The sequence below is a fragment of the Duganella sp. FT27W genome (assembly GCF_009295655.1).
GTDB lineage: Bacteria > Pseudomonadota > Gammaproteobacteria > Burkholderiales > Burkholderiaceae_D > Rugamonas > Rugamonas zoogloeoides.
Genome location: NZ_WHIV01000003.1, coordinates 572,515 through 586,703 on the forward strand (window position 1 = coordinate 572,515; position 14,189 = coordinate 586,703).

Annotated in this window: 12 protein-coding genes; 5 read left to right on the forward strand and 7 right to left on the reverse strand. The window is 65.2% G+C overall.

Annotated elements, in window-relative coordinates:
* Positions 1–53: 53 nt before the first annotated feature.
* From F8197_RS14355 to F8197_RS14365, 3 genes are all read right to left on the reverse strand, one after another.
* Positions 54–551 (reverse strand): gluconokinase, encoded by a 498-nt coding sequence (locus F8197_RS14355; protein ID WP_152882414.1) that lies wholly within the window; start codon positions 549–551, stop codon positions 54–56.
* A gap of 301 nt (positions 552–852) precedes the next feature.
* Positions 853–1,098, reverse strand: coding sequence for a hypothetical protein (locus F8197_RS14360; protein ID WP_019922300.1), 246 nt, complete (start codon positions 1,096–1,098; stop codon positions 853–855).
* A 139-nt stretch (positions 1,099–1,237) separates the two neighbouring features.
* The gene (locus F8197_RS14365; RefSeq protein WP_227012247.1) at positions 1,238–1,960 is read right to left on the reverse strand and encodes a siderophore-interacting protein; all 723 of its coding nucleotides are present in this window, start codon (positions 1,958–1,960) and stop codon (positions 1,238–1,240) included.
* Between the two features lie 20 nt (positions 1,961–1,980).
* Here F8197_RS14365 and F8197_RS14370 point away from each other — a divergent pair, with 20 nt between their 5' ends.
* A complete protein-coding gene (locus F8197_RS14370; RefSeq protein ID WP_152882415.1) occupies positions 1,981–2,502 on the forward strand; it encodes a MarR family winged helix-turn-helix transcriptional regulator in 522 nt (173 codons plus the stop codon).
* Here F8197_RS14370 and F8197_RS14375 read toward each other — a convergent pair.
* Together F8197_RS14375 and F8197_RS14380 are read right to left on the reverse strand one after the other, a co-directional pair.
* Positions 2,499–2,876, reverse strand: a complete 378-nt coding sequence (locus F8197_RS14375; protein ID WP_152882416.1) for a hypothetical protein — start codon at positions 2,874–2,876, stop codon at positions 2,499–2,501. The two genes, F8197_RS14370 and F8197_RS14375, sit on opposite strands and share 4 nt — an antisense overlap.
* A gap of 137 nt (positions 2,877–3,013) precedes the next feature.
* A complete protein-coding gene (locus tag F8197_RS14380) occupies positions 3,014–4,783 on the reverse strand; it encodes a bifunctional diguanylate cyclase/phosphodiesterase (RefSeq protein ID WP_227012248.1) in 1,770 nt (589 codons plus the stop codon).
* Between the two features lie 174 nt (positions 4,784–4,957).
* Here F8197_RS14380 and F8197_RS14385 point away from each other — a divergent pair, with 174 nt between their 5' ends.
* Positions 4,958–5,707 (forward strand): Crp/Fnr family transcriptional regulator, encoded by a 750-nt coding sequence (locus tag F8197_RS14385; RefSeq protein WP_152882417.1) that lies wholly within the window; start codon positions 4,958–4,960, stop codon positions 5,705–5,707.
* A 55-nt stretch (positions 5,708–5,762) separates the two neighbouring features.
* Here F8197_RS14385 and F8197_RS14390 read toward each other — a convergent pair whose 3' ends face one another.
* Positions 5,763–6,470: a GntR family transcriptional regulator gene (locus F8197_RS14390; RefSeq protein WP_152882418.1), complete on the reverse strand. Its 708-nt coding sequence runs from the start codon at positions 6,468–6,470 to the stop codon at positions 5,763–5,765.
* Between the two features lie 67 nt (positions 6,471–6,537).
* On the reverse strand, positions 6,538–9,501 hold the full coding sequence (locus F8197_RS14395; protein WP_152882419.1) for a DUF4982 domain-containing protein: 2,964 nt from the start codon (positions 9,499–9,501) through the stop codon (positions 6,538–6,540).
* Between the two features lie 159 nt (positions 9,502–9,660).
* Between F8197_RS14395 and F8197_RS14400 the strand changes: the two genes are divergently transcribed.
* The 3 genes from F8197_RS14400 (at position 9,661) to F8197_RS14410 (ending at position 14,187) form a co-directional block, all read left to right on the forward strand.
* Entirely contained in the window at positions 9,661–11,073 is a 1,413-nt protein-coding gene (locus F8197_RS14400; protein WP_227012249.1) for a sialate O-acetylesterase, read from the forward strand.
* A gap of 8 nt (positions 11,074–11,081) precedes the next feature.
* A complete protein-coding gene (gene gudD / locus F8197_RS14405; RefSeq protein ID WP_152882420.1) occupies positions 11,082–12,437 on the forward strand; it encodes a glucarate dehydratase in 1,356 nt (451 codons plus the stop codon).
* A gap of 106 nt (positions 12,438–12,543) precedes the next feature.
* A complete protein-coding gene (locus tag F8197_RS14410) occupies positions 12,544–14,187 on the forward strand; it encodes a diguanylate cyclase domain-containing protein (RefSeq protein WP_373996877.1) in 1,644 nt (547 codons plus the stop codon).
* Positions 14,188–14,189 lie beyond the last annotated feature (2 nt).

Sequence of the window (14,189 nt, forward strand, 5' to 3'; positions counted from 1 at the left end):
TACTGCTGACGGTCCGCTGCTGTGGTTGTTTCTACTCAGGCTCTCTTGAAAAATTAGTCGGTGGCGAGGATGCGCGCCACCAGTTCATCCGGCGCCAGCGTGATCGACAGCGTCACGCCCGCCTCGTTGGCCTGCAACGGTTGCAGGTCGTGGAACTGGCTGTCGAGCAGTGAAGGCGGCATGTAATGGTCGTGCCGTGCCTGCATCCGGGCAGCAATCAATTCGCGCGGACCGTCGAGGTGGGCGAAGCGCAGTGCCGGATCGCCGGCGCGCAGCAGGTCGCGGTAGCGTCGCTTCAGCGACGAGCACGACACCACCAGCCCCACGCCCTGCCCGGCCGCCCGGTGCAATTCCGCTTGCAAGGCCAGCAGCCAGCCAGCGCGGTCGTCGTCGTCAAGCGGCAGGCCGGCCGACATCTTGGCCACATTGGCGGGCGGGTGAAACTGGTCGCCCTCGACAAACGCCACGTTCAGGCGCGCAGCCAGCGCCTGGGCGACGGTGCTCTTGCCACAGCCGCTCACACCCATCACCACCCAGCGTACTTGGCTCATGCACGACCCAAAGTTAGCGCTAACATTTTTATTCTCAAAACATGGACTGGCATATGCAGGACTCGGCTCACAAATAAGGGAAAGTGTTTGATGACGCGGGTGGATCAAAAGTTAGCGTTATCATTGATGACTGAACTTTAGCGTAATACCGGATTTTGTAAAGATTTATCCGTATTGCATCGCAACATGGGAGTCATGGCAAACCGTGGGGAATTAGCAGCCGCCACCCTTGTCAGGCGGGGAAAAGCCACGGCGCCGGCTGCGTGGTTGGCAGGCCGGTCGCCGTGGCAAAGCAACAACATCACAGCATGAATTTAAAGCGCGAGGCTTCTTCGGCCAGCGCGTGCTCGTCCTTGCCGCGCAAGCGTCCCATGTTGCGGCGCTGCGCGGGCTCGGACACCACCCGGTTGATGACCGTCGGCAGTACGCCACGCCCGCTGAGATAGGCGGCGGCGCTGGCCGGTCCTTGCTGGTCCGCCAGCTCGATGCCGGTCTGGACGATTTCCGACGACACCAGGTCGGGGCGATAGGTATGGCTGCTGGACATCGTGATTCTCCTTGAAGAAGGTCTCGATTGTCGCACCACCAACCGCGCACAAATGCGCGCAATCTAACGTTTCAGCAAGAATGCAACGACTTTATTTTTCACCTTGTTATTGCCGGATTTTTAGACGTGTCCGCCTGATTTATTCGAGGTTCTCGTGATGCCCCAGGGCGCCTTGCTTCCAGTAGGCAGAAATGCGCGCCGCCTGTCGTGGAAAGGCTTTCTCCACAAAAACAATATCGCGGATCTGCTTGGCGACCGCCGCTTCCCCAGCAAACCAGACAAAGCCATCACCTTCCGGCAAGGCCAGGTCGCGCAACGCTTGCACCAGCGCAGCGGCGTCGGGCACGATGCGCAGTTCGACCGTCGCTGCGCTGGCAAAGTCCAGCTGTGACGCCGCCGGACCGGTCACCAGCACCTGCACTTTCACGCCCGCCGGCAATTCTTCCAGGCGGCGGCGGATCGCCGGCAAGGCGGTGTCGTCGCCGGCCAGAAATTGCCATTCGTAATCCATGGGAATGATCATCGAGCCGCGCGGTCCGGCAATCACCGCTGGCTGGCCCACGGCCACGCCGCGGGCCCAGTCGGAAGCGGCGCCCTGCTCATGCAGTGCGAATTCGATGGTCAGCTGGCGCGCGGCGCGGTCGTAGCGACGCGGGGTGTAGTCGCGCATCACGCGCTCGTCACCAATCTGCTGGACGAACTTGACGTGGTCGTCATAGGAAGACGAGACGAAATCGGCCAGGCTCTCGCCCTCGAATGTTACGCTAACGAAATCCGGCGCCAATTGCTCGACCTGCACCACCGTCACGTCGCGCATCCTGGTTTCGTGACGCACGCGTTGTATGCGATTATTCTCACTCATGATTTTCACCTTAGTTGACAATGTCCCCCAATTTACCGAAAACAGTTGATCTTGTCAACCAATCGCAGTACAAGCCGGCGGACGCCGTATTCGACGCTGTCCACAACGTCATGCACCTGTACCGCTCGATGCAATTACGCGGACTGCGCGACAGCACGCGCGACCCCGCGCACGAACTGACCCACATGGAATACAAGGTGCTGGGATTTTTCGCCCGTCACCCGGGCGCCAGCCAGAGCGAACTGGTGGCCCACTCGGGGCGCGACAAGGCGCAGGTGGCGCGCCTGATCAAGGGCTTGCGCGACCAGCAATTGCTTGACGCACAAGTCGATGAAACCGACCGCCGCAGCACGCGCTTGCGGCTATCGCCGCTCGGGCGCAACGTGATCGACAGCCTGGAAGGCATGGGTGCGCACGTCTCGAACCTGGCAGTGCAAGGCATGAGCGCTGAAGAATGCACGCAGTTGCTGTCGCTGCTCATGCGCATCAAGGGCAACCTGGAAGCCGAGGCGGGCGCCGCCCCAGCTGCAGACAAAGATTAACCTTTGGCAGGCTTGCCCGCTTTGTCGGACTTGTTACCCGTGCACGCGGTATTCTGCTTGCCGGTGGCGGTCAGGTTCTCACCGCCGCTGGCATCTACCCCGCCCTGCGGACGGTGGCAATTTTCTTTGACGCCCTTGGGCGGCTTGTTGTCGAAGCCGGGTTTGGTCGTCGGCTGCATGCCCGCATTGCCAGACTTGTCGGTGGCCGACGTGGTGCTGGCGTCGGCCTCGGCCTTGCCCTGTCCGGCAGGATGAAAAGCGGTCGCGCCCGTGGTACCGGTGGGCTGGACCGGCGACGTGGTCTGGGCGTGCGACAGTGCAGCCAGGCACAGGGCGGCAACACCGAATGCCGCCGCGAAAGTACATTTGGACATGGTGACTCCTTGGTAGCACAAAGGACTATTGTTTCACCCTTGGCCGGGTTCGCTTGTAGGAGCACAGCCAGCGGCGAGGTCAGACTCAGGCTGGAAACTTTACCCGGTGCACGACAGCAGCGGCGGCAAGCAGCCGGTCAGGCGCGCGGTTTGGCGCTCACCTGGTCCAGCACCAACTGTTCGAACTCGGCCACCGCCACCGGCCGGCCGAACAGGTAACCCTGGTAGTGGAAGCAGCCGAGCTTTTGCAACAGCGCGCGCTGGGCCGACGTCTCCACCCCTTCGGCAATCACGTCCAGCCCCAGGCTGCGCGCCATGGCAATGATGGTGGTGACGATGGCCTGGTCGCTGCGGTCGTTGACCAGGTCACGCACAAACGACTGGTCGATTTTCAGCTGGCTCAGCGGCAAACGCTTCAGGTATTGCAGCGACGAGTAGCCGGTACCGAAATCGTCGAGCGACAGGCGCACGCCCATGGCGCGCAGCGCGGCCATGCTTTGTGCCGTCACTTCCACGTTTTTCAGCACGATACCCTCGGTCAGTTCCAGCTTGAGCAGGCGCGGATCGATCGCGTGGCGCGCCACAGCGCCGCGCACCTGCTCACAAAAGCCGGGCTGGTGGAATTGCGCGGCGCTCACATTGACAGCAAGCGTCAGCGCGCGCAGGCCGGGATCTTCCTGCCAGGCGCGCAGGCGGGCACATGCTTCCTCCAGCACCCAGCTGCCAAGTTGCAGGATCAGGCCGGTCTCCTCGGCCAGCGGCACGAACTGCGCCGGCGACATCATCTTGCCGTCCGCGCGCCAGCGCACCAGCGCCTCGGCGCCGCGCGCGCGGCCGTGCTGGTCCACCTGGATCTGGTAGTACAGCTCGAACTGGTGCAGGTCGATGGCGATGCGCAGCGCCCGCTCCATGTCGGCGCGGGCGTTGATATTGTCCTGCATGCCCTGGTCGAAGAAGCGCATGCCGTTGCGTCCGCCCTGCTTGGCCTGGTACATGGCGATATCGGCCTGCATCAAGAGCTCGTCCGGGTGCGGCGGATGGCCGTTGTGGAACAGGGTCACGCCGATCGACGGCGTGCTGTGGCAGGTGTGACTGCCCAGCAGGTAAGGCAGGTTGAGCGCGTTGCGGATGGCCACGCCCAGCATTTCGGTGTGGGCGGCAGCCTCGTCCTGGTCGCTGCTCAATCCTTCGAGCAGCACCACGAACTCGTCGCCGCCCAGGCGCGCCACCGTGTCGCCATGGCGCAGCGCCGCCTGCAGCCGGCCGGCCACTTGTTGCAGCAGCATGTCGCCGACGTTGTGGCCCAGCGTATCGTTGAGGGTCTTGAAGTTGTCGAGGTCGATGAACATCAGTGCGCCATAGCGGTCGTGCAGGCGGCTGGTGTTGAGCACCTGGCGCAACCGCTCGAGCAGCAGGCGGCGGTTGGGCAGGCGCGTGAGCGGATCGTAAAACGCCAGCATCTCGATCTCTTCGCTGGCGGCCTTGCGCTGGGTGATGTCGGTCAGCACGGCCACGTAGTTGGTCAGCCGGCCGTCCTGGTCGCGCACGGCGGCAATGCTCAGGTATTGCGGATATTTCTCGCCGTCCTTGCGGCGGTTCCAGATCTCGCCTTCCCAGCGGTCGTCGCAGTGGATCGCGTCCCACATCTTGCGGTAGAAACCGGCATCGTGCTTGCCCGAGCTGAGCATGGCGGGCCGCTGGCCGACGGCTTCCCTGGCGGTGTAGCCGGTAATGCGGCTGAACCCCTGGTTCACGCGCAGGATAATGCCGTGGGCGTCGGTCACCAGCATGCCTTCTGCCGTTTCAAACGCGGCGGTGGCCACGCGCAGCTCCGACTCGAGCGCGGCGATGCGCCGGGTCAGGGCGTCGATGGTGCCGGGCGTCTCGACAGGCATCGCAGATCTCATTGATATTTCCTCAGCAATAAATCACAAGAGCAAAGGATAATGATTTTCATCAATAATAAAATTGATCCATATCAAATTTTGGGATAACCGCCTACCGGGAGAAACTTGACGTGGATCAAATATTTTTCAGGTAAGAGTTGCTAGTCTTGGCACATCGTGACTCGAGCAATTTCCATGCAATCAACTTCCACCCTCCCCGCACGTCCAGCAAGGCCTTCGCAACGAGGCGCCCTGCCACCGTGCTGCCGCGACTGCGACACCCGCAGCCACTGCCTGGCCGCCGGCCTCGACGCGACCGCGCTGGAAGCGTTCGAACACCAGGTGGTAATGCGGCGCCACGAACTCAAGCGCCACCAGCGCCTGGTCGCACGCGGTACGCCGTTCGACACCTTGTACTCGGTCCAGCACGGCCAACTGAAAGCCGAGCGCGCCATGCCGGACGGCCGCCCGCAAGTAATCGGCTTCTACCAGCCGGGCCGGTTGCTGGGCCTGGAATCGCTGGCCGCCAATACCCACCGCTGCGACGTCCTGGCCCTGTGCGACAGCACCGCCTGCGCCATCTCGTACACGGGGCTGACGCGCCTGATGAAACAATACGCGGCGCTCACACGCCGCTTCCACCAGCTGGTCGGCGCCGAACTCGACCGTCAGCAAACCAGTATGCTGATGCTGGGCACGGCCAAGGCGCCGCAGCGGCTGGCGACGTTCCTGCTGGACCTGGCCGATGGCGGCGATGTCGAACCGGCCGACACGGTGGAACTGCGCATGTCGCGCGACGACATCGCCTCGCACCTGGGCCTGGCGTTGGAAAGCGTGAGCCGCCAGCTGACCCAGTTCCGGGCGGCAGGGTTGCTCGATGTGCAGAACCGGCGGATCAGCTTGCTGGATCGGGAGGGGCTAAGAAGGATAGCCGTAGCGGGATAGACTGCCGAAGCAGCAGATCGGTACGCCAAAGCTGGCGGAGTGAGCCTGCCGGCACTTACCCCGGCGGCGGCAGCACGAAGTCGGGGTATTTGTCGCGCAGCGCGTCGATTTCGGACAGGGTGCCCGACAGGTGGTGGCGCACCGCTTCGCGCGCCTGGTCCGAGGCGCCGGCGGCAATCGCGTTGGCAATCGCGCTGTGGTCGTCGAGGATGCGCTGGGCCTTGCTGTTGAGCGGCAGGTGCAGGCGGCGCAGGCGGTCGAGGTTGCCGCTGAGGCGGCGCACCAGGTCCCACAGGTCGGCAATATCGGCCGCCGCGTACATGGTGCGGTGGAATTCCAGGTCGATGCGGGCGAAGCTTTCCAGGTCCTTGCGTTCGAGCGCCTGTTTTTGGCGCGTGATCAGGTCGCTCAGGGAGCCGTCCAGATTCGGCGGCCGCTGCTTCGACAACTGGTGCGCCATTTCCAGCTCCACCGACAGCCGCAGCACGTGGGCCTGGCGCGCGGACGCCAGGTCGATGGCGCTGACACGGGTGAGATGCTGCGGGTAGATGTCCACCAGCCGCTCCTCTTCCAGGCGCAGCAGCGCATCGCGGATGGGCGTGGTGGACAGCTTGAAATACTCGGCCAATTGCTGGCGCGCGAGCACGGTGCCAGGTTCAAGCGCGATGGTAACGATCAATTCGCGCAAATGCTCGAACACCTGGACCGTCGCGTTGCGCGAACGGTCAAGGTTGAAATTTCCTGGCAACGATTGCAAAGCCATGCTGAGACCGGGGTGTTGTGATGGTCTCATATATTAACATATCAATATTGCCGGCTTACTTGCAAACTTATTGCGGCAATGCTGCCCGATAAAACTCGATCTCGACGATCGACAACACTCCCTTCGGCGTGGAGTTGGCGCCGGTATCGACGATGGCCTGGTTGGCCACCTCCGTCATCTTGACGGCATTGCCCTCCTCGGCCGCACCCACCAGTTCCACCGTCACCAGGCTGCCCTGCTTTGGCTTGACCGGCAGCGTGACGTAGCCGAGGCTGCGCGGGGCCATGCCGTTGAAGACTTCCTCGCCATCGATAGCAATGCGCACCGGGTAGCTGCGCTCGCGCCAGCCCGACAGTTTCATGGTGACCTCGGTCAGCGTGGTGGGCTGCGCCATGCGGTACGTGATCGCCGACGCGCCCGGGGCGCTGGCCCAGCGCGTGGTTTCGTCGTCGTCGATGGAGTTGCCGGCGTCGGCGGCGTTGCTGGCGGCGCTGGCCACCTGCACCGGCACCGCGATCCGGCTCACCTTGAACGACGGCGTGGCCGGCGTCGGTCCGCGCTCCAGGTACAGCGGCAAATCCGCGCCCGGCAGGCGCTGCGACAAGCCCGCCACCACCGGCGCCGGTTTCGATTGCAGCACCACTTGCGCGCCCTTCAATCCCTGGGCGCGGGCGCGCAGCACGATCTTGCCGGCCTCGGTGGCGCTGCGCACCAGTACCCGGTTGATGCCGCCTTCCACCGGCAGCGACTTGTCGAGCACATGGTTGTTCGGTCCCTGGGCGATGCCCCCGCGCCACTCGGCCGGGCCGTCCAGTTCAAAGGTGATGGTGTCCAGCGCCACCGGGTTGCGGCGGCCCTTGGCATCGACCACTTCCACCTGCACCAGCGCCAGGTCGGCGCCATCGGCTTGCAGGCCGGAGGGGCCGGTCATGGGGGTGAGCTTGAGCGCCACCGGTTTGCCGGCGGTGGTCAGCACGCTTTCGCATACCTGCTTGCCGGCGGCATCGTAGCCGATGGCTTTCAGCTCGCCCGGCTGCCAGGCGATATCGTCGAACGTGAACAGGAAGCGCTCACTCTGACGCGCGGCAGCGCCGACCGGCTTGCCGTTCAGGCGCAGCTCCACCCGCTCGGCGCTGGAAATCACCGTGACCGCCTTGCGCGTGCCGGGCTGGTAGTTCCAGTGGCCGACGATGTGGGCGCGCGGGCGCTCCACGTCCACCCAGCCATCCCAGATCACCTGGTGCGCAAAGTAGCCGTCCTTGGGAATGCGCATGGCATCGACCTCGCCGCTGCGGCGGTAGTTTTCGGCGCCGCGGTGGTGGGTGTTGGAATCCGAGAAAATGATGTTGACGCCGCCCGACGACACGCGCGTGCCGGTACCGGGCCGCTCGCGCCAGTAGTCGTACCAGCGCTTGACGTTTTCGATCGCGTGGGTGTCCTGGTTGCGGTTGTAGGTGGCCGCGCTTTGCCCCTTGTATTGTGGACCGTCGCCGTCCGCGTGGAACGGTGGCGAGAGCGCGTCCCAGAACTTGCGGGCGCCCTCGTCGCGCGAGTACTCCATCGCCCACATCGGGTTGCGCGCGCTCTTGTTTATGTACAGCATTTCGCCGCCGTATTCGGCCACGTTTTGCAGGGCGCTGCTGAGCATTTCGCGGCTGCCGGAGGCGCGGCCACCGTGCGGATCGTACTGGTCGCGCAGCGCCCTCATTTCCTGCATGTGGGCCGCGCTCACGCCGCGATTGCCGCTTTCGTAAAAAATGATGCTGGGGCTGTTGCGGTTATAGATGATCGCGTCGCGCATGACTTCCATCCGTTGCTCCCAGCGTCGGCCCGTCACGTCCGCCTCCGAATCGCCGGGCGGCATCGCCTGCATCAGGCCGATGCGGTCGAGCGACTCGGTATCCTGGCGCCACGGCGTGATGTGCATCCAGCGGATCAGGTTGGCGTTGCTCTTGAGCGCCAGGCCGTTGCTGTAGTCGCTGAGCCAGGCCGGCACCGATATGCCCACTGCTGGCCACTCGTTCGACGTGCGTTGCGCATAGCCCTTCATTTGCAGCACGCGGTCGTTCAGGCGCACCATGCCTTCGCCAAAAGCGGTCTTGCGGAAACCGGTGCGGGTGACCACGCTGTCGATCGCCTTGCCATCGACCTTGAGCGTGGTGGTGACGTCGTACAGGTAGCCGTAGCCCCAGCTCCAGAAGTGCAGGTTCTCCACCTTTGCGCTGGCCTTGACGGTGGCGGTGTCGCCCGGCGCTACCGTTTGCGCTGGCGCCGTGAAGCTGGCCACCTGCTTGCCGTCGCGGTCGCGCAGCACCACCTCGTAGGTAAAGGTGCGCGGTTCGGCGTACTCGTTTTTCACCTGCGATTCGGCGTGGATGGTGGCGCGGCGGCCGCCGATATCGAAGTCCTGCGCGTACACGTACACGCCGGTGGTGCCCAGGCTGGCGAACAGGGGCAGGGTCTGATAGAGCTTGTCGGTGATGTGCAGGCGCACGTTCTTCGGCAAGCCGCCGTAGTTGGCATTGAAATTTTTATCGGCCCACTGGTAGCGCTGGTTGGTGGCGCGCTCGCGGTAGTCCCAACGGTTATCGGTGCGCACCGCCACCGTGTTTTCGCCATCGACCAGCGCCGCCGAAATGTCCACGCCAAACGCGGTGATGCCGTTTTCGTGCAGCGCCAGCTGCTTGCCGTTCACGTACACCTCGGCCGCCTGGCGCGCGCCCTCGAACTCGAGGAACACCTTGCGTCCGCGCGCGCCGGCCGGCAAGGTAAAGCGCTTGCGGTACCAGGCGATGCCGGTCGAATGATCGACGATGTCCTTGCCGAACGCATCGTCCTCGTTCCAGGCGCGCGGTAACGTCACTGCTTTCCAGGCGCGGTCGTCGAAGCCGGATTCGGACGCGTTGGCCGGATCGGCCACGGCCAGGCGCCAGGCCGGGTTGAAATTGAAGGACTGGCGCTCGGCGTGCGCTGCCGTCAACACGCAGTGGGAAACCAGCAGGGATAACAGCAGACGCGGCACGGTGGTCATAAGCGCTCTCAAAAAGTTCACGCTAAAATATTAGCATTTTAGAAGTACGTAAACCCGGCAACTGACGCTTTGCTCAACAACCTGACCAATGCAGTGCGCAAAGTTGACACACTAATATATCAATGTTTTACTGCCCTGTCCCTTACTAATCACGGCGCCATGACTTCGACTTCGCATCCACTCCGCCATCTGCTTGCTGCCGCTGCCGCCCTGCTGCTATGCGCGTCTGCCGGCGCCGTTGTGCGGCTGCCGGCCGTGCTGTCGGACCACGCGGTACTGCAGCGCGCAGCCAGCGTGCCGGTGTGGGGCTGGGCCGATCCGCAGGAAGCGGTCACGGTCGAATTCGGCAAGCAAAGCGCCAGCACCCGCGCCGGCGCCGATGGCCGCTGGCGCGTGGCGCTCGACCTGCGCCAGGCCGCCAGCGCGCCCGCCGTGCTGCATGTACGCGGCGCCGCCAATGCGATTGCTGTCGATGATGTACTGGTGGGCGAGGTATGGCTGGCATCGGGCCAGTCGAACATGGAAAAGCCGCTGGGCGAAAAATCGGGCCAGAAGCCGATACCGAACCACGAACAGGAAATTGCCGCTGCCGACTACCCGGACATCCGGCTGTTCAAGGTGCTGCGCAAAAAAGCGGGCCAGCCCCTCGATGACGTGAATGGCGTGTGGGAGCGCTGCGCCCCCTCCAGCATCGGCCGCATCAATTTTTCCGCCGCCGCGTACTTCTTCGGACGGCGCCTGCACCAGCAATTGCGCGCGCCGGTCGGCCTGATCGACGCCACCTGGGGCGGCACCCGCATCGAACCGTGGACGCCGTCCGCATCCGGTACCGGCAACTCGTCGGCGCTGTTCAACGGCATGATCGCCGGCCTGGCGCCGCATGCGCTGCGCGGCGCCATCTGGTACCAGGGCGAATCGAACATCGACCACACCGACCTGTCGCGCTACACCGGCCAGATGCAGGCGCTGATCGAAGGCTGGCGCCGGCACTGGGGTCAGCCCGACCTGCCGTTCTATTACGCCCAGGTGGCGCCTCACTTCTATCACATCGTGCGGCGCCAGACCGTGCTCGACCCGCAGGCGGCGCCGCGCCTGTGGGAAGCGCAAGCCGATGCCGCCCGCATCCCCCACACCGGCATGATCGTCACCACCGACCTGGTGGACGACCTGTACGACATCCACCCGCGCGACAAGCAGACCGTGGGCCTGCGCCTGGCCAACTTGGCGCTCAACCAGACCTACGGCCGGCACGACATTGCCGCCTTCGGCCCGGCGTTCCGCGCGCTGGCCATCGACGGCAAGCAGGCTGTATTGAGCTTCGACCATGCCGACGGCCTGGCCGCGCGCGACGGTAAGCCGTTGACCTGGTTCGACATCGCCGGCGCCGACGGCCGCTACTTTGCCGGCGAGGCCACCGTCCGCGACGGCAAGGTCGTCGTCACCAGCCCGCACGTGCCGGCCCCCGTGGCCGTGCGCTTCGGCTGGGACGAAGCGGCGCAACCGAACCTGATCAACGGCGCCGGCCTGCCTGCCGTGCCCTTCCGTTCAACCCGAGAATCTTTACCACAGTGAGTCCGAACATGACCGCCTCCGCATCCTCCACTCCTCACGCTGCGACGCCCGTCGTCACCGCCATCCGCGTCGTTCCAGTTGCCGGGCGCGACAGCATGCTGCTCAACCTGAGCGGCGCCCACGGCCCCTGGTTTACCCGCAACATCGTGCTGGTGACCGACAGCGCCGGCCATACCGGCGTGGGCGAAGTGCCGGGCGGCGAAGCGATCCGCAAGACGCTGGAAGATGCGCGCCCGCTGCTGCTGGGCCAGTCGATCGGGAACTACAAGGCGATCCTGAACCAGGCGCGCCAGGCGTTTGCCGACCGCGATGCCGGCGGGCGCGGTCTGCAAACCTTCGACCTGCGGGTGGCGATCCACGCCGTGACGGCGCTGGAATCGGCGCTGCTCGACCTGCTGGGCCAGCACCTGGGCGTGCCGGTAGCGGCCCTGCTCGGCGACGGCCAGCAGCGCACCGAGGTCGATGTGCTGGGCTACCTGTTCTACATCGGCGACCGCCAGGCCACCGACCTGGCTTACGACACCGCGCCCGATGCCGCCGACGACTGGCTGCGCCTGCGCCACGAGCAGGCCATGACGCCGGAAGCGGTCGTGCGCCTGGCCGAGGCGGCGTACCAGCGCTACGGCTTCCGCGACTTCAAGCTGAAGGGCGGCGTGCTGCGCGGCGAGGACGAAATCGTCGCCGTCACCGCGCTGGCCGAGCGCTTCCCGGACGCGCGCGTCACGCTCGACCCCAACGGCGCCTGGTCGCTCAAGGATGCGATCCGCCTGTGCCGCGACCAGCACGACGTGCTGGCCTATGCCGAAGACCCGTGCGGCGCCGAAAACGGCTACTCGGGCCGCGAGGTGATGGCCGAGTTCCGCCGCGCCACCGGCCTGCCCACCGCCACCAACATGATCGCCACCGACTGGCGCGAACTGGGCCACGCGGTGCAGTTGCAGGCGATCGACATTCCGCTGGCCGACCCGCATTTCTGGACCATGCAGGGCTCGGTGCGGGTGGCGCAAATGTGCCACGAATGGGGCCTGACCTGGGGTTCGCACTCGAACAACCACTTCGACATTTCGCTGGCGATGTTCACCCACGTGGCTGCCGCCGCACCGGGCAACATCACCGCCATCGACACCCACTGGATCTGGCAGGACGGCCAGCACCTGACCCACAACCCGTTCCAGATCGCCGGCGGCAAGATCGCCGTGCCGGCCACGCCGGGCCTGGGCGTGCAGCCGGACCTGGACGCCATCGAAGCGGCCCATCAGCGCTACCTGAACATAGGCCTGGGCAGCCGCGACGATGCGGCGGCGATGCAGTTCTTCTTCCCGGGCTGGAAATTCGACAACAAGCGACCGAGTTTCGTGCGGTAATCAAGGTATACTAGCGCCGCGTCCGCTACCCAACACCCGTCGCGGCCGCCCACCTGGCCCCATCCCCGCCGGACTTGTTGCGCGCCTTTGGCGCCAGGAACCATCCGTGCGGCCCCTGCTCCCGTTTTTTCACAGTTTCAAGTTCAAGATCACCGCCACCGTCGCCGTCATGGTATTCGTTGCCGCCATCGGCGTGGGCCGGGTGTCGCTGGTGATCTTCGATGTGTCGATGCGCCAGCTGCTGGCGGCGCAGGAAATGGCCATGCTGACCAGCACCGCCGCCTTCATCGAGAACGACCTGCACAGCAAGCGCCAGGCGCTCAGGTTGCTGGCCGAGGAACGGCCCGGCCACCGCGTCGGGCCCGACCAGATCCAGGCGCTGCTCGAGGCCCATCGCTCGCTGCGCGATGATTTTTATAACGTCACCGCCTTCGATACCAAGGGCAATCTGATCGCCAACCTGCTCGACCGGCGCACCATCGGCAAGGGCAATTACGCCGGGCGCGACTACTTTCGCGACACCATGGCCAGCGGCGAAGGCCTGATTTCGGCGCCGTTTCGCAGCCAGCTGAGCGGCAAACCGGTGGTGGTCATCACCCAGCCGATGCTGGCCGAAGACGGCAGCATCGGCGCCATCCTGGTGGGGGCGGTGGACCTGGTGCGGCCGTCGTTCTCGGGCCAGATGCGCGAGCTCGACGCCAAGACCGGCGGCTACCTGTTCATCGTTGCCGCCGACGGCACCATCATCCATCATCCTGACCGCGACTTCATCCTGCGCCGCCAGCCCGACGATGCCGGCGCCGTGATCGCTGCCGCGCTGGCCTCGCCCGACGGCTGGCGCGACGACGTGCTCGATGGCGGCGAACCGGCGCTGCTGGTCCACCAGCGCCTGCGCGGCGTGGACTGGACGGTGGCGGTCTCGCGGCCGCTGCAACGCGCTTTTGCGCCGCTGACCCATGTGCGGCTGCGGGTGCTGGCGGCGATCACGCTGATCACCGCGTTTGCCGCGCTGCTGGGCTGGCTCATTACCACCCGCTTGATCAGGCCACTGAACCGCTTGCGTGACCACGTGGTGGCCATCGACAGCGGCACCGCCAGCCTGGCGGTGCTGGAAACGCAGCGCCACGACGAGTTCGGGTTGCTGAGCCGCGCGTTCCACGCCATCGGCCAGCGCCGCGACCAGTTCGAAAAGGATTTGCAGCAGATCGCCACCACCGACGCCCTGACCGGCGTGCACAACCGCCGCCTGTTCGACGCCTTCTTCCCGACCGCCCTGGCGCGCGGCCAGCGCAACGGCCGGCGCGTGGGCCTGGCGATGCTGGACCTGGACAAGTTCAAGCCGGTCAACGACACCCATGGCCACGCCGTGGGCGATGCGGTGCTGGTGGAATTTGCGCGGCGCCTGACGGACAGCGTGCGCGCCAGCGATACCGTGGCGCGGCTGGCCGGCGATGAGTTCGTGGTGGTGTTCGAGCTGGTGGAGTCATACAATGAGGCCGGCGAGGCCGGCGTGCTGGGCCAGCGCATCATCGACGCCATGGCGCCGCCATTTCAGATCGGCGCGCTGACCTTGCAGATGACGACCAGCATCGGCATCGCGCTGGCCGACATCGCCCATGCGCAGCCGGCCGAGGTGATGCAGGCCGCCGATGAAGCGCTGTACCGGGTCAAGGCGCAAGGCCGCAACGGCTGGCTGGTGCACGACCTGGACAAGGCGCTGAGCCGCCCTATCTCCCGCCCGGCCGCCTGACA